Consider the following 21227-nt stretch of genomic DNA (forward strand, 5'->3'; position numbering starts at 1 on the left):
AGGGGCCTCTTTTTAAAACGTGTATTAAATTACCAGCGATAATGAGCAAAAGCACGGTTAGCTTCAGCCATTTTGTGAGTGTCTTCGCGTTTCTTAACAGCAGAACCACGGTTGTTTGCAGCATCTAGAAGCTCACCTGAAAGGCGCTCAACCATTGTTGTTTCGTTGCGCTTACGAGCAGCAGCAATCAACCAGCGAATAGCAAGAGCCTGACGACGTTCTGGGCGCACATCTACAGGAACCTGATATGTTGCACCACCAACGCGACGAGAGCGAACTTCAACGTGTGGAGCGACATTTTCAAGCGCCTGATGGAACATTGCAACTGGCTCAGATTTGGCTTTTTCTTCAACCTGATCGAAGGCACCATAAACAATGGTTTCAGCGACGGATTTTTTACCGTGCATCATAATTGCATTCATAAATTTTGACACAACCAAATCACCGAACTTTGGATCTGGGTTGATAACGCGCTTTTCTGCACTGTGACGACGTGACATATATCTAGTCTTTCAATTCTTAGGACCTAAACAACAGGCCAATATTTGATAGGCTCGAGACGATTACTCGCTCAAGCCCGCTTAATTAAAATCTTACTTAGGACGCTTCGCACCATATTTAGAGCGACGCTGTTTACGATCCTTAACACCTTGCGTATCAAGAACACCACGGATGACGTGATAACGAACACCCGGCAAATCTTTCACACGGCCGCCGCGGATCATCACAACAGAGTGCTCTTGAAGATTATGGCCTTCACCAGGAATATAGCCGATAACCTCAAAACCATTGGTCAAACGGATCTTGGCAACTTTACGAAGCGCTGAGTTAGGCTTCTTAGGAGTTGTTGTATAAACACGAGTACAAACACCACGTTTTTGTGGGTTTTGCTCCATTGCCGGAACTTTTGAACGCTTAATCGGTGCCTTGCGAGGCTTACGAATTAGCTGGTTTACTGTAGGCATATTAACCTATCCTTCAAATTTCGTTTCGCACCTTCAAGTTATCAGGCGCTTTTTCAAAATCGTTATCACCATGCGCAATATGAGGCCTATATCCATTTTAATAACGGAAGGCCCCAATATAATACAGAGGATGCAGAAGCATCATGTGTGCAGCAATGACTTTAACAATGCGATTTAAGCCTAGTTTGAGACCTCTTCCAGCGCGCGTCGCGCCGAACAAAGTGGACTCACTTTTGCTTTGATGATCGGTAATTACTGCTAACGACTATGTTCGTCAACACTTATCGCACTTTTTTTTGGTTTTTTATCTCTGAGGCGAACTCACAGCTCATTCACAAAATTGCGTTTCGAGTTGATGTGCAATCTTAGCCGATGTTCATTACCGTAGAAACGACAACGAAAATATATTTGACACAATATGACGGAGTAGTAGCCCGACAACGGAAAAACCAGGATTTATGACATGAAAAAACTGATGACATATTTAATAACGATAATAGCAATCGCCCTCTCAGTGATACTTCTGACATTGTCTTATTCTCTTGCATTAGCGCAAGGGTTACCAGGTTCCCTGCCCTATGATGAAAAACGCGGGGTGCTAAGTTTTTCAAATGTTTTAAATCCGGCATTCAAATCCGTTACACTCATACATTCAGGTTCATCTTCTGCAAATGGAAGTTTTATCCCAAAGTCAGTCGGTTCCGGCGTAATTATCGATGGGCAAAAAGGCTTAATCATCACAAACTCGCATGTCGTGACAGGAAGTAACCGTTTTCGTATCCAATTGGCTGATCACAGGTGGTTGGATGCAGAATTGGTTGGAACAGATGCCCCATCAGATATTGCTCTACTAAAGACGGGTCCGTTACCGAACCAAATTCAAATTGCCGATTCCGATCTTAGTCGCGTTGGTGATGTTGTGTTTGCGCTTGGATATCCGCTCGGTTTGAAACAAACTCTGACCTTTGGCATTATCAGCGGCTTATCGCGCAATTCCGGTGGCGCAAGCCTGAATGACTTTATTCAAACAGATGCAGCCATTAATTCAGGAAATTCTGGCGGCGCACTTTTAAACAGTAAAGGCGAGCTTATCGGTATTAACACGTCAATCATTTCGCAATCAGGCGGCAGCATTGGCATTGGCTTTTCTGTCCCGTCAAGAATGGCGCTTTCTGTCGCCAAACAGCTAGAAAAGTTTGGCGAAGTTCGACGTGGTGCAGTTGGCATCGTCATTAATCACGTTTCAGAAGAGGATTCAAAACGCGTTGGAATAGATAATTGGGATGGTGCAACAATAGTTCGTATTGAAGAAGGTTCGCCAGCAGATATTGCAGGTCTCCAAGCGGGTGATGTTATCACCAAATTCAACAACAGACATGTCACCACAGCAGACAGCTTACGTGCTTGGATTGGTGTCAGCGAAGCAGAAACACCACTTGAGTTTACCTATTTGCGAGAAGGCAAACCACCTGAGACAATAATAGTCCATGCACGAGCGCTAAACATAACACCAGTCTCTGGCCTCAACTCAATTGGCATAAATGTCAGACCAATATCTGAAAGTGATAACATTCCAGAAAAAGTCAAAGGCATCTTCATTCACAAACTCGACGAAGGTTCACCGGCTGAACTAGCAGGTTTAATGCAAGGCGATGTGATCGTGGCCGTTAATGATGAATTCGCAGCAAGCAGGCAAGTATGTGATCGCCTTGTACATGAAGCAGAGGGCATTGCTAGGTTTGTGGTCTATCGCGGGAATATGCTTATTCCGATTATTGTGCAGTTTTGAGGACCATCAATAAAATCAATGTATAACATTTTTAAAAGTTCCCAACAGGATTTTGGTATACAGGGAAAGATGGACGACTATCTTGCCAAATTTCGACCGCGTTTTCCTCGAATTTTAAATCGTTTCATTACATTTGAAATAGAAAGTTTCCTTCCACGTGGCAATACAGCCGGCAATTTATTCATCTTCTGAAGATTCAATATATCGCCTCTATACATTTCCTTATTTCTTCGTAAAGGTCCAGCAGCCGACCTGCAGGCCCAATTACCACCGCGTCTCTTAGTAGATGGATTGTAGGTATTTGAGCCGTATTTAAAACATAATTCCACGAACCTATTAGTAGGTACACCTCCCATACGTGCTTTCCAATGACCTTTTAGTACAATAGAATTTCCAGGATAAACTAAATAAACCCGTCCATTACTTGAAGTGTAATAAATCTGCGTTCCATGCGCGGAATCATACATTCTCGACGTCAAATTGGAAAAACGCTCATTAACATACTCTAGCGTGTTCCAATTACTGTCCAGACCAAAACTTACAACGGACTTTAAGTTCATTAACACCAAGGCGGTGGCAAGAATAATTAAACGAAAACATCTCATGGTAGACGACTCTAACAACTCTTAATAGTTATTTTGTCCTACAGTATTCGATAACACAACGCTAGCATAGAAACTGTTCTGTGTGTACTCTTATAAATAGATACTGAACTTCATTCAAAAAATCTATTATCAAATAAAAACCCCGCCATTGCTGACGGGGTTCCAAATATCCAAGCTAATCTTACTCAGCCGGAGTTTCCTCTGGTGTAGCATCGCCGCTTAGTTCTTCCAGCATTGGAGCTGCTTCTTCAACTTGAGTATTTGCTTTCTTATCTTCGATAATAAGCTCATCACGTTGAGATGCGACACGGCGGATTTGGCTCATTTGGCCACCCGTACCTGCTGGGATCAATCGACCCACGATAACGTTCTCTTTAAGACCTTGTAGTGTATCAGTCTTACCGGCAATTGCGCCTTCTGTAAGAACTTTCGTTGTCTCTTGGAACGATGCCGCTGAGATGAAGGAAGGCGTTTGAAGCGAAGCTTTGGTAATACCCAATAGAACAGGGTTACCAGATGCAGGCTTACGACCATCTTCTTCCAAACGCTTGTTGACCGTTTGCAGCTCAAGCTTATCAACATTATCACCAGGGATATATGTTGAATCACCACTTTCTGTGATCTCAACTTTTTGCAGCATCTGGCGAACAATCACCTCAATGTGCTTATCATTGATCAACACGCCCTGCAGACGATAAACTTCTTGAATCTCATTAACGAGGTAAGAAGCCAAAGCCTCAACGCCTTTAATAGCCAAGATGTCATGTGGTGCTGGATTACCGTCGAGGATATATTCACCCATTTCGATAAAGTCACCATCCTGCAGATGGAACGGTTTACCTTTTGGAATGAGATATTCGGCCTGTTCGACACCCTCTTCCGCTGGCTCGATGATAATGCGACGCTTGTTTTTGTAATCGCGGCCAAAACGAATTGTACCGTCAATTTCAGCAATAATCGCATGATCTTTCGGACGACGTGCTTCGAAAAGTTCAGCAACACGCGGAAGACCACCAGTAATATCTTTCGTTTTTGCACTTTCCATTGGGAAACGTGCAATCACTTCACCGGCAGTGATTTTCTGACCAGGTTCCACAGACAAGATCGCATCCACTGAAAGCAGGAAGCGAGCTTCGCCACCACGATCCAGTTTTGCAACATTGCCGTCTTTGTCTTTGATGACAATTGCAGGCTTAAGATCAGCACCGCGCGGCGTAGAACGCCAATCGATAACCTGACGCTTTGTGATACCCGTTGCTTCATCGGCACTTTCCAGAACGGAAACACCATCAACCACATCCTCAAAGTCAATCGTACCTGTGACCTCAGTCATGATTGGGCGTGTGTACGGATCCCATTCAGCAAGGCGCTGACCGCGATTAACCGCATCACCATCATCAACAAAGATTTTAGAACCATAACTAACACGTTGTGACGCGCGCTCTGCACCAGTTTCATCGATGATCTGGACAGACATGTTACGACCCATAGCCACCAGGTGACCGTCTTTATGACGAACCATATTACGGTTCTTCATCCGGATAGTCCCCTCATAAGAGGCTTCCATATAAGATGAATCCACCACTGTCGCAGTACCGCCCAAGTGGAACGTACGCATAGTAAGCTGAGTACCCGGCTCACCAATGGATTGCGCTGCGATAACACCAACAGCTTCACCCATATTTGCTTTTGTACCACGTGCAAGGTCACGACCATAACATGTGCCGCAAATACCGTTTTGCAATACACATGTAAGCGGAGAACGAATTTCAATCGACTGAATACCAGCCGCTTCAATTTTGATAACATCCGCCTCGTCAACCATACGACCTGCAGGGATCAGAACACTACCATCGGCAGGGTTGATAACATCCACAAGGATCGTGCGACCCAAGACGCGCTGACCAATCGGCGCAACAACCTGACCCGCGTCAACGATAGGTGTCATTGTAAGACCCTTATCAGTGCCACAATCAGGCTGAGTGATGATGCAATCCTGAGCAACATCAACCAAACGACGTGTCAGATAACCGGAGTTAGCCGTTTTAAGCGCAGTATCGGCAAGACCCTTACGCGCACCGTGAGTGGAGTTAAAGTACTCATTCACAGTCAAGCCTTCTTTAAAGTTTGAGATGATCGGAGTTTCGATAATCTCACCAGAAGGTTTAGCCATAAGGCCACGCATACCACCAAGCTGACGCATCTGGTTCACAGAACCACGAGCACCAGAGTGGCTCATCATGTAAATCGAGTTGATCTGCTTTTGACGACCATCTTCATCGAAAACAACCGCTTTAAGAAGATCCATCATCTCATCGGTTACTTTTTCGTTGGCTTTACCCCAAGCATCAATGACCTTGTTGTATTTCTCACCTTTGGTGATCAGACCGTCATTATACTGCTGCTCATAATCCTGAACCATTGTCTCAGTATCGGAAACAATAGTTTTCTTAGAATCAGGAATGATCATGTCATCCTTACCGAAGGAAATACCAGCCATACAAGCATGCTTAAAGCCAAGTTGCATGATACGGTCACAGAAGATAACCGCTTCTTTCTGACCACAATGACGATAAACATCATCGATCATTTTCGAAATGTTCTTCTTAGTCATAATCTGATTGCAAACATCAAATACGACTTTGGCATTCTTCGGAAGCAATTCACCAATGATCATACGGCCAGGTGTTGTTTCAACAATTTCAGAAGTTGGATTACCTTCTTCATCAACTGATTTGAAACGACCTTTGATTTTTGCATGAAGTGTCACAACACCATTATCCAGCGCGTGGTGCAATTCACCCATATCAGAGAAGGCCATGTCTTCGCCAGGCTCGTTCGAGTTCATGATTGATAGATAATAAATACCAAGAACCATATCTTGCGAAGGCACGATGATCGGTTGACCATTGGCCGGGTGCAAGATGTTGTTTGTTGACATCATCAAGACACGAGCTTCAAGCTGTGCTTCCAGTGATAGCGGCACGTGTACCGCCATTTGGTCACCATCAAAGTCAGCATTAAAGGCTGTACATACAAGCGGATGAAGCTGGATAGCTTTACCTTCAACCAAGGTAGGTTCAAATGCTTGAATGCCCAATCTGTGCAATGTAGGCGCGCGGTTTAGTAGAACCGGATGCTCACGAATAACCTCATCGAGGATATCCCAAACTTCTGGTTTTTCCTTCTCAACCAATTTTTTGGCTTGCTTCACAGTTGAAGAAAAGCCTTTAGCGTCAAGACGAGCATAGATAAATGGTTTGAAAAGTTCCAAAGCCATTTTCTTAGGCAAACCACACTGGTGTAGTTTCAACTCAGGACCAGACACAATCACCGAGCGACCAGAATAATCAACCCGTTTACCGAGCAAGTTCTGACGGAAACGACCCTGCTTACCTTTAAGCATATCTGATAGTGATTTCAGCGGGCGTTTATTAGCACCAGTAATCACACGACCACGACGACCATTATCAAACAGAGCATCAACAGATTCTTGAAGCATGCGCTTCTCGTTTCGGATGATGATTCCAGGAGCACGAAGCTCCATAAGACGCTTCAAGCGGTTGTTACGGTTGATCACACGACGATAAAGATCGTTCAAATCGGATGTCGCAAAACGACCACCATCCAGCGGAACCAATGGACGAAGATCCGGCGGAATCACTGGAACGATTTTCAGGATCATCCACTCCGGACGGTTACCAGATTCAATGAAGTTTTCAACGACTTTGAGACGCTTCATGAATTTCTTGGTTTTAAGCTCAGATGTTGTTTCTGCTAGATCCGCACGAAGCTGGCCTGCAATTTCAACAAGATCCATAGACGCAAGCAATTCAAAAATAGCTTCCGCACCAATCATCGCAGTAAATGTATCTTCACCGAACTCATCACTTGCAAGCATATATTCTTCTTCAGAAAGAAGCTGTTGTTCTCCAAGGGATGTAAGACCAGGTTCTGTTACGATATAGTTTTCGAAATACAGAACGCGCTCGATATCCTTCAAAGTCATATCAAGCAAAGTAGCGATACGACTAGGAAGCGATTTCAAGAACCAGATATGTGCCACAGGAGCAGCCAGCTCAATGTGACCCATGCGTTCACGGCGAACACGTGCAAGCGTAACTTCAACGCCACACTTCTCGCAGATAACGCCTTTATACTTCATGCGTTTATATTTACCGCACAGGCATTCGTAATCTTTGATCGGACCAAAGATACGAGCGCAGAATAGACCATCGCGCTCAGGCTTGAACGTACGATAGTTGATTGTTTCAGGCTTTTTAATCTCGCCAAACGACCATGATAGAATTTTTTCCGGACTAGCAATAGAAATCCGGATTGAATCAAAGGTTTGCGCTGGCGCGGTTGGATTGAAAAGATTCATGACCTCTTGGTTCATGTATGTCTCCTTCGTGAGGCTTCGCCCCGTTTTGTCGTATTAGGCCGCTTTACGCTCCGGCTCGTAATACCACTGAAATCCTAACGACCGATAACGGCCCTCGCCCACTTAAAAACTCGCAAAGTGAACAATGATGAATAGTGCGGCAGAGCTTAATCCTCTGCCACACCTAAACTTCTCAGACTATTCAGCAGGCTCTGCTGGCTCGTCCGCACCGTCTTCGATCTCTTCGACACGAGTATCTTCAAGTTCGACATTCAGGCCTAGAGAACGCATCTCTTTAACCAGAACATTGAAACTCTCTGGGATACCAGCTTCGAAAGTATCATCACCTCGAACAATGGCTTCATAAACCTTCGTACGACCGGCAACGTCATCGGATTTAACCGTGAGCATTTCCTGCAATGTGTACGCTGCACCATATGCTTCAAGTGCCCACACTTCCATCTCACCAAAGCGCTGACCACCAAACTGGGCTTTACCGCCAAGTGGCTGCTGGGTGACAAGTGAGTACGGCCCAATTGAACGTGCGTGGATTTTGTCGTCCACCAAGTGGTTCAATTTAAGCATATAAATGTAACCAACGGTCACAGGACGATCGAACATTTCACCGGTACGCCCATCATAGAGCTGTGATTGACCACTTTCGTGCAATCCAGCCTTAACAAGCATTTCGTTGACGTCTTTTTCAACAGCACCATCAAAAACTGGTGTTGCAATTGAAACGCCGCGGCGTGTTTGCTCAGCCAAACGAACAACTGACTCATCGTCATAATTGTCCATTGAGTCACCCTTAGGTCCCTCGCCCATAACACTATCAAGTGTTACACGCAGTGGCTCGATATTACCTTCCGCACGGTAAGCATCCAGCATATCGCCGATTTTCTTACCCATACCAGCACAAGCCCAACCAAGGTGTGTTTCAAGAATCTGACCAACATTCATACGTGACGGCACACCCAATGGGTTTAGCACCACGTCCACATGTTCACCATCTTCGAGGAATGGCATATCTTCGTTTGGCAAGATGCGTGAAACCACACCCTTGTTACCATGACGACCCGCCATTTTATCACCTGGCTGAATTTTACGCTTCACAGCAACGAAAACTTTAACCATTTTCATCACGCCCGGAAGCATTTCATCGCCACGTTGAACTTTTTCGACCTTATCCATGAAGAGAGCTTCAAGGCGAGATTTTGACTCATCATACTGTGTACGAAGAGCTTCGACCTTTTCTTGTTTCTTCTCGTCTTCAACCGCAAAGAGGAACCATTGTGAACGCGGATAATCAGCTAAAAGCTCATCCGTAATCTCAGCACCCTTTTTGAAGCCTTTAGGGCCTGCAATTGCTGGCGTGCCCTTAAGCATATCAGACAAACGTGCATAGATATTACGGTCCAAAATGGCCTGCTCATCATCACGGTCTTTAGCTAGACGTTCGATTTCTTCGCGCTCAATAGCCATTGCACGCTCATCTTTTTCAACGCCATGGCGGTTGAAAACTCGAACTTCCACGATAGTACCAACACCACCAGGAGGCATACGCATTGATGTATCACGTACATCAGAAGCCTTCTCACCAAAGATCGCTCGCAAAAGCTTCTCTTCAGGTGTCATAGGGCTTTCGCCTTTAGGTGTAATCTTACCAACAAGAATATCGCCAGGTTTAACTTCAGCACCGATATAAACAATACCTGCCTCGTCGAGGTTCTTAAGAGCCTCTTCAGAAACGTTAGGAATATCACGCGTGATTTCCTCAGGACCGAGTTTCGTATCACGCGCCATCACTTCATATTCATCAATGTGAATAGAGGTAAACACATCATCACGAACAATACGTTCTGATAGAAGGATTGAATCCTCAAAGTTATAACCGTTCCAAGGCATAAACGCGACAAGCGCATTGCGACCAAGAGCCAAGTCACCAAGATCAGTTGATGGACCATCGGCAAGAATATCGCCTTTATTGACCACATCTCCAACAGTCACTAGCGGACGTTGATTGATACAAGTGTTTTGGTTGGAGCGCTGATATTTCTGCAAACGGTAAATATCAACACCAGATTTGGTTACATCAAGATCTTCCGTAGCACGAATAACGATACGTGTTGCATCAACCTGATCAACTACACCGCCACGTTTTGCACCAATCGCAGCGCCGGAGTCTGAGGCCACAATTGGCTCCATACCCGTACCAACAAATGGCGCTTCAGCGCGCAATAGCGGAACAGCCTGACGCTGCATGTTTGAACCCATCAATGCACGGTTCGCATCATCGTTCTCAAGGAACGGGATCAATGCCGCAGCAACTGATACCAGCTGCTTCGGCGAAACATCCATGAGGTCAACATTTTCACGCGGAACCATCATCACATCGCCAGAATGACGGCAGATAACGAAATCATTGACGATAACGCCATCAGCTGAAACTTCAGCATTAGCCTGTCCAACGCGATATTTAGCTTCTTCCATTGCTGAAAGATAAACAACGTCTTCAGTCACACGACCATCAACAACTTTACGATATGGGCTCTCAATGAAACCATATTTATTCACACGAGCAAATGTAGCCAATGAATTGATCAAACCAATATTTGGACCCTCAGGGGTCTCAATTGGGCAGATACGACCATAGTGAGTTGGATGAACGTCACGTACTTCAAAGCCAGCACGCTCACGTGTTAGACCACCTGGCCCCAATGCAGAAAGACGACGCTTATGCGTAATCTCTGACAATGGATTCACTTGGTCCATAAACTGTGACAATTGCGATGAACCAAAGAACTCACGAACAGCGGCAGCAGCAGGTTTTGCATTAATCAAATCCTGCGGCATAACTGTGTCGATCTCAATAGATGACATACGCTCTTTAATTGCACGTTCCATGCGAAGAAGACCAATGCGATATTGGTTCTCCATAAGCTCGCCAACTGAACGAACACGACGGTTACCCAAGTTGTCAATATCGTCAATCTCGCCTTTGCCATCACGCAATTCTACAAGCGTTTTAACAACTGCCATGATGTCTTCTTTGCGAAGAACACGAACCGTGTCTTCCGCATCAAGATCAAGACGCATGTTCATTTTCACGCGACCAACTGCAGAAAGATCGTAACGTTCTGAATCGAAGAACAATGATTTAAACATTGCTTCAGCAGAATCCATGGTCGGCGGCTCACCTGGACGCATCACACGATAAATATCAAACAATGCATCTTGGCGGCTTGAATTTTTATCCACTGATAATGTGTTGCGGATGTAAGAACCAATATTGATGTGATCAATATCCAGAATTGGAAGTTCTTTAAAACCAGCTTCTACCAACATTGGAAGCGTTTTATCATCAAGTTCATCACCGGCTTCAAGGTAAATCTCACCAGTTTCCATGTTGACAATATCTTCAGCGACATAATTGCCGAAGAGGTCTTCTTCAGTTGCTCGAATAGCTTTAACGTTCTTTTCAGCAAGTTGCTTGATCAAACGCGGTGTTATTTTCTTACCAAGTTCAACAACAACTTCACCACTATCTGCATCAATCATGTCAGCAGAGGCTTTAGTGCCCTTTAACGTATCCGCATTGAACGGAATACGCCAGTTTTCGCCATCAAACTCAAAAGTAGATTTTGTATAGAAGAATTCTAAAATCTCTTCAGGATCGAGACCAAGAGCCATCAACAATGATGTCACTGGAATTTTACGACGACGATCAATACGAGCGTGAACGATATCTTTCGCATCAAACTCGATATCCAACCATGAACCACGGTAAGGAATAACACGAGCAGCGAAAAGCAACTTACCAGATGAATGGCTTTTGCCTTTATCATGATCAAAGAACACACCAGGTGAACGGTGCATTTGAGAAACAATAACACGCTCAGTACCATTAACGATAAATGTACCGTTTGGTGTCATCAAAGGCATGTCGCCCATATAAACGTTTTGCTCTTTGATATCTTTAACAGACTTGGCACCTGTATCCTCATCAATATCAAAAACGATCAGACGTAATGTGACTTTCAGCGGCGCTGAATATGTCAAATCGCGCTGACGGCACTCTTCTGTATCAAATTTAGGTGGCTCAAATTCGTAGGATACGAATTCCATTGTGGCAGCACCGGAAAAGTCTGAAATCGGGAAAACAGACTTAAATACGGACTGTAGACCCTCATCACCACGACCACCCTCAGGTTCTTCAACCATTAAGAATTGATCATAAGATGACATCTGAACCTCGATGAGGTTCGGCATATCAATTACTTCTGGAATTTTACCAAAAAATTTACGAACGCGTCTGCGACCATTGAAGGAAAGCTTCTCAGCCATCGCCGCTCCTTTTTGCATGTTTGTCTAGCCTGCATGTGGCGGATAATCGCTGGCCAAGCGATGCCGCACTATGAGAATTCCACACGCTGGTGACCAATCTGGATGCTTAAACTAAGCTGTCCCGGCCTACCTTAGAGAACCCATTACCCAAGCAGCAAAAAATGCTACTTGGGTAATAGTTTCACTCGCAGAATAAGCGAAGGCGATTTGCGTCGCCTCCACTCAAAATACTTAACTTACTTAAGCTCAGCTTTAGCGCCAGCTTCTTCAAGTTTCTTTTTGATTTCTTCAGCTTCACCTTTAGAAATCTGTTCTTTAACTGCTTTAGGTGCACTTTCAACAAGCTCTTTAGCTTCTTTAAGGCCAAGACCTGTAAGTCCACGCACTTCTTTAATAACAGCAATTTTGTTTGAGCCAGCTTCTGTAAGAACAACGTCAAATTCTGTTTGCTCTTCAGCAGAACCACCAGCATCGCCAGCAGCAACAGCAGCAACAGCTACAGGAGCAGCAGCAGAAACGCCCCACTCTTCTTCAAGCATCTTAGAAAGCTCAGCAGCTTCCAAAACTGTTAGTTTAGATAGTTCTTCAACTAGTTTGGCAAGATCAGCCATTTTATTCATCCTTTAATTCGGTTCGAACCGGTTTTAATAATTTTAAACGATCACGATAACTGCCTATGCAGCCGCATCATCCTTCGTAGAGTAAGCACTAAGAACCTGAGCAACTTGCGTGCCAGGTTTATTGACGATTGTAGCGATACGCGTAGCTGGTGTAGAAATCATACCAACAAGTTTCGCACGTAGTTCATCAAGAGATGGCATTGTCGCAAGCGACTTGACACCATTTTCGTCTAGTACTGTGGCTCCCATTGCGCCACCAAGGATAACAAGTTTGTCGTTAGCCTTAGAAAACTCAACAGCAACCTTCGGAGCAACAACAGGATCTTCGCTATAAGCTAAGACTGTCATACCAGTAAGGTATTGTGACATACCCTCTGACTCCGTACCCTGAAGAGCAATTTTGGCAAGGCTGTTTTTCGCGACTTTGACGGTACCGCCAGCAACACGCATTTTTGAGCGAAGTTCACTCATTTGCGCCACTGTAAGACCGGCATAGTGGGCTACAACAACTGAACCAGCTTCTTTAAAGACGCCGTTCAATTCTGTAACGAATTCGCTTTTCTCAGCTTTTTCCACTTACGTTTCTCCAGTTAACACATTTGAAAAATCAAACATGTCGGTTTGCATTTGCCTTCTATGAGACCAAACTGATCCCACAAACGACGTTGAGGATCCTGTCCCCTTACCCGTAACAAGCAATGCTTGTGAAAGGTGAAGGCATTCGCAAGGTTCGAACCAAACAAAACAACTTGTTTTAATTTGCTCGACCTATCTCATGCGGGCGGATATTAAGATCTCCAAAGAAGATCGCCTACAATCTCGGACAGGGTATCTCAGTTTCCTGAGATAATTTTGGCCACTTAATAAACGGCCAAAAATTCTTCTATATCAATCTATTATGACTGACAATCAATTTATTACTCGCCAGCAACGCCAGCTGTATCGATCTTAAAGCCAGGCCCCATTGTTGAAGAGATAGAAATCCGCTTCAAGTAAACACCCTTTGAGCCAGATGGCTTAGCTTTAATAACAGCATCGATAAATGCTTTTACATTTGCAAGAATTGCACTCTCATCAAATGAAGCTTTACCAACCCCTGCATGCACGATGCCAGCTTTTTCAACGCGAAACTCAACAGCTCCGCCTTTAGAAGCATCAACAGCTGCCTTAACATCCATCGTCACCGTACCAACTTTAGGGTTTGGCATCATGCCACGCGGACCAAGTACCTTACCCAAACGACCAACAAGTGGCATCATGTCTGGCGTAGCAATACAACGATCAAAATCGATATTGCCTTTTTGCACTTCTGCAACAAGTTCTTCAGCACCAACGACATCAGCACCAGCTGCTTTAGCTTCATCAGCCTTCGCGTCACGAGCAAATACTGCCACGCGAACAGAGCGACCTGTACCTGATGGCAGGTTCACAACACCGCGTACCATTTGGTCGGCATGGCGTGGATCAACACCCAAATTCATTGCAACTTCAATTGTTTCATCAAACTTTGCATTGGCACGCTCTTTGACCTTAGAAATGGCAGCTTCCAACGCATGAAGCTCTTCATTATTAAGGCCTTCGATATTCTTTTTTGTTCTTTTACCTAATTTTGCCATGATATTATCCTTTGACCTCAATACCCATTGAGCGGGCTGAACCTTCAACCATCAACATCGCACCTTCGATGTCAGCAGCATTAAGATCTTTCATCTTAGCTTCGGCAATATCACGCACTTGATCTTTTGTAAGACTAGTAATGATAGATTTACCAGGCTCTTTTGAGCCAGATTTCAAGTTTGCAGCTTTCTTGATCAAGTAGCTCATAGGAGGCTGCTTCATTTTGAAAGTGAAAGACTTATCTTGGTAATAGGTAATTGCGCAAGGAATTGGCGCACCTTTTTCCATTTCACCTGTTGCAGCATTAAATGCCTTACAGAATTCCATAATATTAATGCCTCGCTGACCCAGCGCAGGACCAATTGGAGGTGACGGATTTGCCGAACCAGCAGGAACCTGCAACTTCAACACTCCAGCAATTTTTTTAGCCATAATAGCTCTGCCTTTTATTTATTCCCCATACATAATGCATGAGTAAAATCCCGAAGGATAATTTGCTGACCATTTGATCAGCGGCTGCGGTTGCGTGGTACAGTATCAAAGATCGGCTAGATCAAGACGCCTCCCACGCGAAAAAGCACCGTAAACGGCGCTTAAACTTTTTCTACTTGTGCATATTCAAGTTCGACAGGCGTTGCACGCCCAAAGATCGAAACTTCAACCTTAAGCCTCGCACGCTCTTCATCAACTTCTTGAACGACCCCGTTAAATGAAGCGAAAGGACCATCAGAAACCTGAACTTGCTCACCGATATCGAACATTACTGAAGGCTTCGGACGCTCCACACCCTCTTGAATTTGCGTCAGAATTTCTTCTGCTTCCCTATCGGGAATAGGTAACGGCTTACCATCACCACCCAAAAATCCGGTCACTTTAGGCGTATTCTTGATTAGGTTATGAACCGCATCAGTTAAATTAGCCTGAACCATCACATAACCAGGGAAAAACTTGCGCTCAGCATCGACCTTACGACCTCTGCGAACCTCAACAGTTTTTTCAACAGGGACCAAGATCTGTTCAAAATGGTGATCTAAACCCTTTTGACGCGCTTGTTCCTGAATCGATTCAGCGACCTTCTTCTCAAAATTTGAGTAAGCATGAACGATGTACCAGCGTACAGCCATATTTTCTACGAGCCTCGTTTAAGAACCGAAATTAAGAATGAACGAAATAACAACGCTCAAAATTTGATCTGCTGCAAAAAAGAATATTGCAGCAAGAAACACCATCACAAGAACCATAATGGTCGAGATCACAGTCTCTCGACGCGTCGGCCAAACGACCTTGGCCGTTTCGGAACGAACCTCTTGCAGGAACGTGAATGGATTAGATTTTGAAGCCATTATTCACCCATATCTTTACGGCACGGTCAGCATAAGTGCCGAACGCGCCGCGTAAGTCATCAGACACTACTTATAGATCGTTTTAGAAAACCTCAAGGGCTTTATCGAAATAATCGATTAAAAATACGCATTTTCTGACGTAACTTCATTCGCTTAAATCATTAGATGGTAAGTATGGACTTGTTTAACGAACTTCAAGACCAAATGTTCGAAAAATTACATTGAGATATGTGAGACCAAATGAGGGGTCCGATTCGGACCCGCATGCTACCAAAGGTTCAGCACTCAGAAATTATGCTTTTCTTAGGTGCACAACCTCAATGGCATTTCTATCGGAGGGTCTTTAATGATCCAAAATACCGACCGTGACGTAATATTATACATGCAACATGAAATAGTAATGCGTCAAATTAGATTTTTGATTTTTGTCTTCGCAATTCTGAATATATCGTCAGGAAGCGTTCAAGCTAGAGATGTTGTCGAAAGCAAAGCGGAGTTCATCCAGAAAGTTGCCGGCAAGAAAATCACAGATGCAAAACTCAACACCTGGATGATTGCACAACCAAATGGCCAAATTAGAGGTAAATTCAAAGGTATAAACATTAAAGGAAGGTGGGATTGGAATGGAAGATACTGGTGCCGAAGTGCCCGTATTGGACTTTTATCACTTCCAAATGAATGCCAGCAAATTGCTCTTAATGGAAAGACGCTAATTCTAAAACGCAAAAAGGGCAACGGGACCACTCATAGCTACCAGCTAAACTAAATGACTAGGAACCGCATCTAATAATATTTCTAATGCTTATCGCGGGAGTTAGGTGATACGCTTAATTATCATGCAGGTCCCGACTATCTTTCGGGGCTTCTTCACGTTCAAACATGCCATAATCACGCACTACGCTAATAATACGAATTCGATAATCTTCAAATAACCCGCCCCGCCCTTTGCTTTGGGCACTGCGGTGTGAGTGTAGATTTCGCCACTCATCCAATGCTGCTTCATTTTCATAAAACGACAAAGACAGTATTTTGTTAGGGTCACTCAAGCTCTGAAAGCGCTCAATTGAGATGAAGCCTTTGATCTTTTCAAGCTCAGGGCGCAATGAAGCAGCAATATCGAGATATTCCTGCTTATGTCGCTCATGCGGCAGAACCTCAAAAATCACACCAATCATTCTGCAGCATCCAAATAGTCTTCCATTGGAGGGCAGGAGCAAATCAAATTACGATCGCCATAGGCATTATCGACGCGATTGACTGGCGACCAATATTTATCAACTGAGAATGATCCTGGAGGGAAACACCCCTGCTCTCTTGAATATGGACGATCCCATTCACCCACCAAATCACGCATCGTGTGTGGCGCATTACTTAGTGGATTATTGTCTGCCGGGTACTTACCGTCCGCTACATCCTGCGCTTCCTGACGGATAGCAAGCATTGCATCACAGAACCTATCCAACTCAGCCTTAGGCTCAGATTCCGTTGGCTCGATCATCAAAGTACCAGCAACAGGAAATGACATGGTCGGCGCATGAAAACCGCTGTCGATGAGACGTTTTGCAACATCATCAACGCTCACACCGAACTCAGCCAGAGGCCTTGTATCAATAATGCACTCGTGTGCTACGCGGCCATTTGGCCCTCGGTACAAAACCGGATACGCATCGCCCAGACGTTTCGCAATATAATTTGCATTCAATATCGCAAATTGTGTGGCACGCGTAAGCCCCTCACCACCCATCATCAGACAATAAGCCCAAGAAATAGGAAGCAAACTGGCCGACCCATAAGGAGCTGCAGATACCGCACCTTCTGTCCCAAGTTCATTATGACCAGGCAAATGAGGGATAAGGTGTTTTTTTACACCAATTGGTCCCATTCCCGGCCCACCGCCGCCATGTGGAATGCAAAATGTTTTATGCAAATTAAGGTGCGATACATCAGAACCAATGTCACCTGGTTGAGCCACGCCAACCATAGCGTTCAAATTTGCGCCATCAAGATAGACTTGACCGCCAAACTTATGTGTGATTTCACAAATCTCGCGAACTGTTTCCTCAAATACACCATGGGTCGATGGATAAGTAATCATACATGCAGCTAAGTTATCAGCATGTTGTTCCGCTTTCTTACGGAAATCCTCTACATCGATATCGCCATTTTCAGAACTTGCGACGACGACAACCTTATAACCTACCATTTGAGCAGATGCAGGGTTTGTACCATGCGCTGAGGTTGGAATAAGACAGATATTTCGATGTCCTTCGCCATTCGCATTATGATAAGAAGAAATAGATAACAACCCCGCAAACTCACCCTGCGCGCCGGAATTTGGTTGCATAGAGATCGCATCATAACCTGTTATTTCACAAAGTTTGTCAGAAAGATCCTTGATCATCAATTGATAACCATGCGTTTGATCTGTTGGAGCAAACGGATGAATATTCGCAAAACCTGACCAACTGACCGGTATCATCTCCGCTGCAGCATTAAGCTTCATTGTACACGAACCGAGCGGTATCATCGCACGATCAAGCGCTAAATCGCGGTCTGCCAAACGACGCATATAACGCGTCATTTCCGCTTCTGATCGGTTCATGTGGAATATAGAATGCGTCATATATTCACTTTGGCGGGCCATGCCATCTGGAAGACAGTAATCTGCATCATCAACAAAATCGCGCTCATTCAAACCAAACGCAGTCCAAACAGCGTGAATAATTTTGTCGTTGGTCATTTCATCAACGCTCATGCCAATTTTGGTATCACCAACAGCGCGAAGATTGACACCCTCATTCACAGCGGACTTGATGACAACACTCTGAAGGTTACCAACATCAACTGTGATTGTATCAAAATAAGTTTCCGGCTCGACTTTAAAACCAAGCTTCTCAATACCGGCGGCAAGCTTGGCGGCTTTAAGATGAATTCGTTGTGCAATCGCTTTTAGTCCATCCGGACCATAAAACACACCGTACATTGATGCCATAACGGCCAACAATGCCTGAGCAGTACAAACATTAGATGTCGCCTTCTCGCGCCGGATGTGTTGTTCGCGGGTTTGCAACGCCAAACGATAAGCTTTGTTGCCATGAGAATCGATTGAAACACCGACAATACGGCCTGGCATAGAACGTTTAAATGCATCTTTGGTCGCCATATAGGCGGCATGCGGACCACCAAAGCCGAGCGGAATACCAAATCTTTGTGTTGAACCAACCGCTATATCAGCTCCCATTGCGCCGGGCTCTTTGAGCAAAGTTAAAGACAAAGGATCTGCTGTCACAATCCCAATTGCCTTTGCTTCATGAAGTGCAGAAATTTGATCGGTAAAATCTCTTACATGACCATAGGTACCCGGATACTGGAAGATAGCACCATATACTTCATCAGGATTTAGCGCATCGGGTGCACCGATTACCAATTCAATATCTAGCGGCTCTGCACGCGTTCGCATCACCGAGATGTTTTGTGGGTGGCAATTCTCATCAATAAAAAACATTTTTGATTTCGATTTTGCCACGCGTTGCGCCATAACCATAGCTTCTGCACAAGCAGTTGCTTCATCGAGCAAAGATGCATTGGCAACTTCAAGCCCAGTTAAATCAATAATCATTGTTTGAAAATTCAAAAGCGCCTCTAGACGTCCTTGTGAAATTTCCGGCTGGTAAGGCGTATAGGCTGTATACCAAGCTGGATTTTCAAAAATATTGCGCTGAATTGGCGGCGGTGTGAATGTATCATAATACCCCTGCCCGATAAGAGATGGCACAACCTTATTCATGCGGCTGACCTTGCGCATATGATCGAGCAACTCATTTTGCGACAATGGCGGGTTTTCGAGCGGTGTTTTTTGACGGATAGTCTTCGGAACTGTCTGATCAATTAAATCATCAAGGGATTTAACCCCGACGACATGGAGCATTTCCTCTGTTTCTTGCGGTGAAGGTCCAATATGTCGCCGATTGGCAAAATCAAATGGGTCGTAGTCCGTCAAATTATAGCTCATTATTCGTCTCGCTTATTCGCCAATATGTGCTTTGTAAGCAGCTTCATCCATCAAACCATCATATTCAGATGGGTCTTTTAACTTCATTTTAAAGAACCATGCCGCAGCCGTCGGGTCTTCATTCACCAAAGTTGGGTTATCCGCAACGGTTTGGTTAACCGCAGTGATTTCACCATCAAGTGGCGCAAGAATATCAGACGCAGCTTTGACGCTTTCAATCACAACGACATCGTCACCTTTCGAATATTCATTGCCGACATCTGGAAGTTCAACAAATACTAGTTCGCCAAGCGCATCAGCTGCGTGTTGTGTAATTCCAACAATGAACTCATCGCCTTCCGGCTTCAACCATTCATGCTCTTCAGTGTATTTCATAATAATATCCCTCAATTATCGTTTAAAATTTGCTTTTACAAAAGGCAGGCTGGCAACACTTGCAGGCAAACGCTTACCCCTGACGTCTGCAAAAATTTTCGTACCTATGATTGCATATCTCGAGTGAAGATATCCCATAGAAACAGGCTGACCCAAAGTTGGTCCAAAACCACCAGATGTAATTTTTCCAATAGGCTCTTCACCTGTTTCAGATGCAAATAGTAATGTGCCACCACGCATAGGCGCACGCCCTTCTGGAAGAATTCCAACTCGCCTTCTTGATGTACCATTTACGAGCTGTGGCAAAATTACCGCTTCACCCAAAAAGCCACCTGCTCTTTCGCCACCGTCTCGTCTCACCTTCTGAATAGACCAATTTAAGGTTGCTTCAGTTGGTGAAGTGCTCTCATCAATATCGTTTCCATAAAGGCACAAGCCACCCTCAAGCCTCAAACTATCACGCGCGCCAAGACCTATTGGTTCAACTTCATCCATTCCAGTCAGCTTGTCCGCAAACTCTTCTGCGCGATCAGATAATATAGAAATTTCGTATCCATCTTCGCCTGTATAACCTGATCTGGATATCCAAACTTCACCAAAGCTCGTCATAAAACTACGGTTGTCCATAAAACGCATGGTCGCCACTTGAGGAAAGATGCGAATTAATGCTGTTTCGGCAAGCGGGCCCTGTAGCGCAATAAGTGCGCGGTCTTCGATGACTTCGACCTCACAATGATCACTAATATGAGACTGCAAATGTCCTATATCATGATCTTTTCGCGCCGCATTGATTACGAGGTAAAGATGATCGCCTCTATTTGTGACCATCAAATCATCAAGAATGCCGCCATCATCTGCTGTGAAAAGCGCATAACGCTGACGTTCTTCGCCAAGCCCCAAAATATCCATAGGAACAAGTGTTTCGAGCGCTAATGCTGCATCTTTGTTGTCACCAGACTTGGCTCGCAACAAAACCTGCCCCATGTGGCTGACATCAAATAGACCAGCCTTTTCCCGAGTGTGAGTATGCTCACCCATAACACCCAATGGATATTGAACAGGCATATTATAACCAGCAAACGGTACCATTTTAGCACCATGCGCTACATGAAAATCATACAAGGGTGTTTTTAACATATCAGCCACCTCATTTATCTATTTGGCTGAAATTAT

At 44.6% G+C, this 21227-nt stretch carries 16 protein-coding genes; 2 read left to right on the top strand and 14 right to left on the bottom strand.

What is annotated here, in order from left to right:
* Positions 1-29 precede the first annotated feature (29 nt).
* Together rpsG and rpsL are read right to left on the bottom strand one after the other, a co-directional pair.
* Entirely contained in the window at positions 30-500 is a 471-nt protein-coding gene (gene rpsG, locus G3W54_RS06205; RefSeq protein WP_162652234.1) for a 30S ribosomal protein S7, read from the bottom strand.
* A gap of 93 nt (positions 501-593) precedes the next feature.
* Positions 594-965 (bottom strand): 30S ribosomal protein S12, encoded by a 372-nt coding sequence (gene rpsL, locus G3W54_RS06210; RefSeq protein WP_162652235.1) that lies wholly within the window; start codon positions 963-965, stop codon positions 594-596.
* 463 nt (positions 966-1428) lie between these two features.
* Between rpsL and G3W54_RS06215 the strand changes: the two genes are divergently transcribed.
* Positions 1429-2754, top strand: coding sequence for a trypsin-like peptidase domain-containing protein (locus tag G3W54_RS06215; RefSeq protein ID WP_162652236.1), 1326 nt, complete (start codon positions 1429-1431; stop codon positions 2752-2754).
* A 786-nt stretch (positions 2755-3540) separates the two neighbouring features.
* Here G3W54_RS06215 and rpoC read toward each other — a convergent pair.
* The 8 genes from rpoC to secE form a co-directional block, all read right to left on the bottom strand.
* Positions 3541-7758 (bottom strand): DNA-directed RNA polymerase subunit beta', encoded by a 4218-nt coding sequence (rpoC, locus tag G3W54_RS06220; RefSeq protein ID WP_162652237.1) that lies wholly within the window; start codon positions 7756-7758, stop codon positions 3541-3543.
* Between the two features lie 183 nt (positions 7759-7941).
* Positions 7942-12087 carry a DNA-directed RNA polymerase subunit beta gene (gene rpoB / locus G3W54_RS06225; protein WP_162652238.1) on the bottom strand — a complete coding sequence of 1382 codons (4146 nt, stop codon included), beginning with the start codon at positions 12085-12087 and terminating at the stop codon, positions 7942-7944.
* Positions 12088-12323: 236 nt separating this feature from the next.
* Positions 12324-12698, bottom strand: coding sequence for a 50S ribosomal protein L7/L12 (gene rplL, locus G3W54_RS06230; protein WP_162652239.1), 375 nt, complete (start codon positions 12696-12698; stop codon positions 12324-12326).
* A gap of 63 nt (positions 12699-12761) precedes the next feature.
* Positions 12762-13283 carry a 50S ribosomal protein L10 gene (gene rplJ, locus G3W54_RS06235; protein ID WP_162652240.1) on the bottom strand — a complete coding sequence of 174 codons (522 nt, stop codon included), beginning with the start codon at positions 13281-13283 and terminating at the stop codon, positions 12762-12764.
* Positions 13284-13624: 341 nt separating this feature from the next.
* Positions 13625-14323: a 50S ribosomal protein L1 gene (gene rplA / locus G3W54_RS06240; protein ID WP_162652241.1), complete on the bottom strand. Its 699-nt coding sequence runs from the start codon at positions 14321-14323 to the stop codon at positions 13625-13627.
* Positions 14324-14327: 4 nt separating this feature from the next.
* Positions 14328-14756 (bottom strand): 50S ribosomal protein L11, encoded by a 429-nt coding sequence (rplK, locus tag G3W54_RS06245; RefSeq protein ID WP_162652242.1) that lies wholly within the window; start codon positions 14754-14756, stop codon positions 14328-14330.
* Positions 14757-14917: 161 nt separating this feature from the next.
* Positions 14918-15448 carry a transcription termination/antitermination protein NusG gene (gene nusG / locus G3W54_RS06250; RefSeq protein WP_162652243.1) on the bottom strand — a complete coding sequence of 177 codons (531 nt, stop codon included), beginning with the start codon at positions 15446-15448 and terminating at the stop codon, positions 14918-14920.
* An 18-nt stretch (positions 15449-15466) separates the two neighbouring features.
* Positions 15467-15667 (bottom strand): preprotein translocase subunit SecE, encoded by a 201-nt coding sequence (gene secE, locus G3W54_RS06255; protein WP_162652244.1) that lies wholly within the window; start codon positions 15665-15667, stop codon positions 15467-15469.
* A gap of 346 nt (positions 15668-16013) precedes the next feature.
* Between secE and G3W54_RS06260 the strand changes: the two genes are divergently transcribed.
* Positions 16014-16433 carry a hypothetical protein gene (locus G3W54_RS06260; RefSeq protein ID WP_162652245.1) on the top strand — a complete coding sequence of 140 codons (420 nt, stop codon included), beginning with the start codon at positions 16014-16016 and terminating at the stop codon, positions 16431-16433.
* A 61-nt stretch (positions 16434-16494) separates the two neighbouring features.
* On the opposite strand, the gene G3W54_RS06265 is transcribed toward G3W54_RS06260, so the two are convergent.
* The 4 genes from G3W54_RS06265 to gcvT are packed head-to-tail and all read right to left on the bottom strand — an operon-like array spanning position 16495 to position 21191.
* Entirely contained in the window at positions 16495-16842 is a 348-nt protein-coding gene (locus G3W54_RS06265; protein WP_162652246.1) for an antibiotic biosynthesis monooxygenase, read from the bottom strand.
* On the bottom strand, positions 16839-19679 hold the full coding sequence (gcvP, locus tag G3W54_RS06270) for an aminomethyl-transferring glycine dehydrogenase (protein ID WP_162652247.1): 2841 nt from the start codon (positions 19677-19679) through the stop codon (positions 16839-16841). The genes G3W54_RS06265 and gcvP overlap by 4 nt, the downstream gene beginning before the upstream one ends.
* Before the next feature lie 12 nt (positions 19680-19691).
* Positions 19692-20057: a glycine cleavage system protein GcvH gene (gene gcvH / locus G3W54_RS06275; protein ID WP_197742849.1), complete on the bottom strand. Its 366-nt coding sequence runs from the start codon at positions 20055-20057 to the stop codon at positions 19692-19694.
* Positions 20058-20069: 12 nt separating this feature from the next.
* Positions 20070-21191, bottom strand: a complete 1122-nt coding sequence (gene gcvT / locus G3W54_RS06280; protein WP_244627843.1) for a glycine cleavage system aminomethyltransferase GcvT — start codon at positions 21189-21191, stop codon at positions 20070-20072.
* Between the last annotated feature and the right edge of the window lie 36 nt (positions 21192-21227).

The sequence above is a fragment of the Lentilitoribacter sp. Alg239-R112 genome, assembly GCF_900537175.1.
Classification (GTDB): domain Bacteria; phylum Pseudomonadota; class Alphaproteobacteria; order Rhizobiales; family Rhizobiaceae; genus Lentilitoribacter.

Excerpts from the sequence above, each read along its gene's own strand:
- rpsG (WP_162652234.1), bottom strand. The coding sequence starts at position 500 with ATGTCACGTCGTCACAGTGCAGAAAAGCGCGTTATCAACCCAGATCCA.
- rpsL (WP_162652235.1), bottom strand. The coding sequence starts at position 965 with ATGCCTACAGTAAACCAGCTAATTCGTAAGCCTCGCAAGGCACCGATT.
- G3W54_RS06215 (WP_162652236.1), top strand. The coding sequence starts at position 1,429 with ATGAAAAAACTGATGACATATTTAATAACGATAATAGCAATCGCCCTC.
- rpoC (WP_162652237.1), bottom strand. The coding sequence starts at position 7,758 with ATGAACCAAGAGGTCATGAATCTTTTCAATCCAACCGCGCCAGCGCAA.
- rpoB (WP_162652238.1), bottom strand. The coding sequence starts at position 12,087 with ATGGCTGAGAAGCTTTCCTTCAATGGTCGCAGACGCGTTCGTAAATTT.
- rplL (WP_162652239.1), bottom strand. The coding sequence starts at position 12,698 with ATGGCTGATCTTGCCAAACTAGTTGAAGAACTATCTAAACTAACAGTT.
- rplA (WP_162652241.1), bottom strand. The coding sequence starts at position 14,323 with ATGGCAAAATTAGGTAAAAGAACAAAAAAGAATATCGAAGGCCTTAAT.
- rplK (WP_162652242.1), bottom strand. The coding sequence starts at position 14,756 with ATGGCTAAAAAAATTGCTGGAGTGTTGAAGTTGCAGGTTCCTGCTGGT.
- nusG (WP_162652243.1), bottom strand. The coding sequence starts at position 15,448 with ATGGCTGTACGCTGGTACATCGTTCATGCTTACTCAAATTTTGAGAAG.
- secE (WP_162652244.1), bottom strand. The coding sequence starts at position 15,667 with ATGGCTTCAAAATCTAATCCATTCACGTTCCTGCAAGAGGTTCGTTCC.
- G3W54_RS06260 (WP_162652245.1), top strand. The coding sequence starts at position 16,014 with ATGATCCAAAATACCGACCGTGACGTAATATTATACATGCAACATGAA.
- G3W54_RS06265 (WP_162652246.1), bottom strand. The coding sequence starts at position 16,842 with ATGATTGGTGTGATTTTTGAGGTTCTGCCGCATGAGCGACATAAGCAG.
- gcvP (WP_162652247.1), bottom strand. The coding sequence starts at position 19,679 with ATGAGCTATAATTTGACGGACTACGACCCATTTGATTTTGCCAATCGG.
- gcvT (WP_244627843.1), bottom strand. The coding sequence starts at position 21,191 with ATGTTAAAAACACCCTTGTATGATTTTCATGTAGCGCATGGTGCTAAA.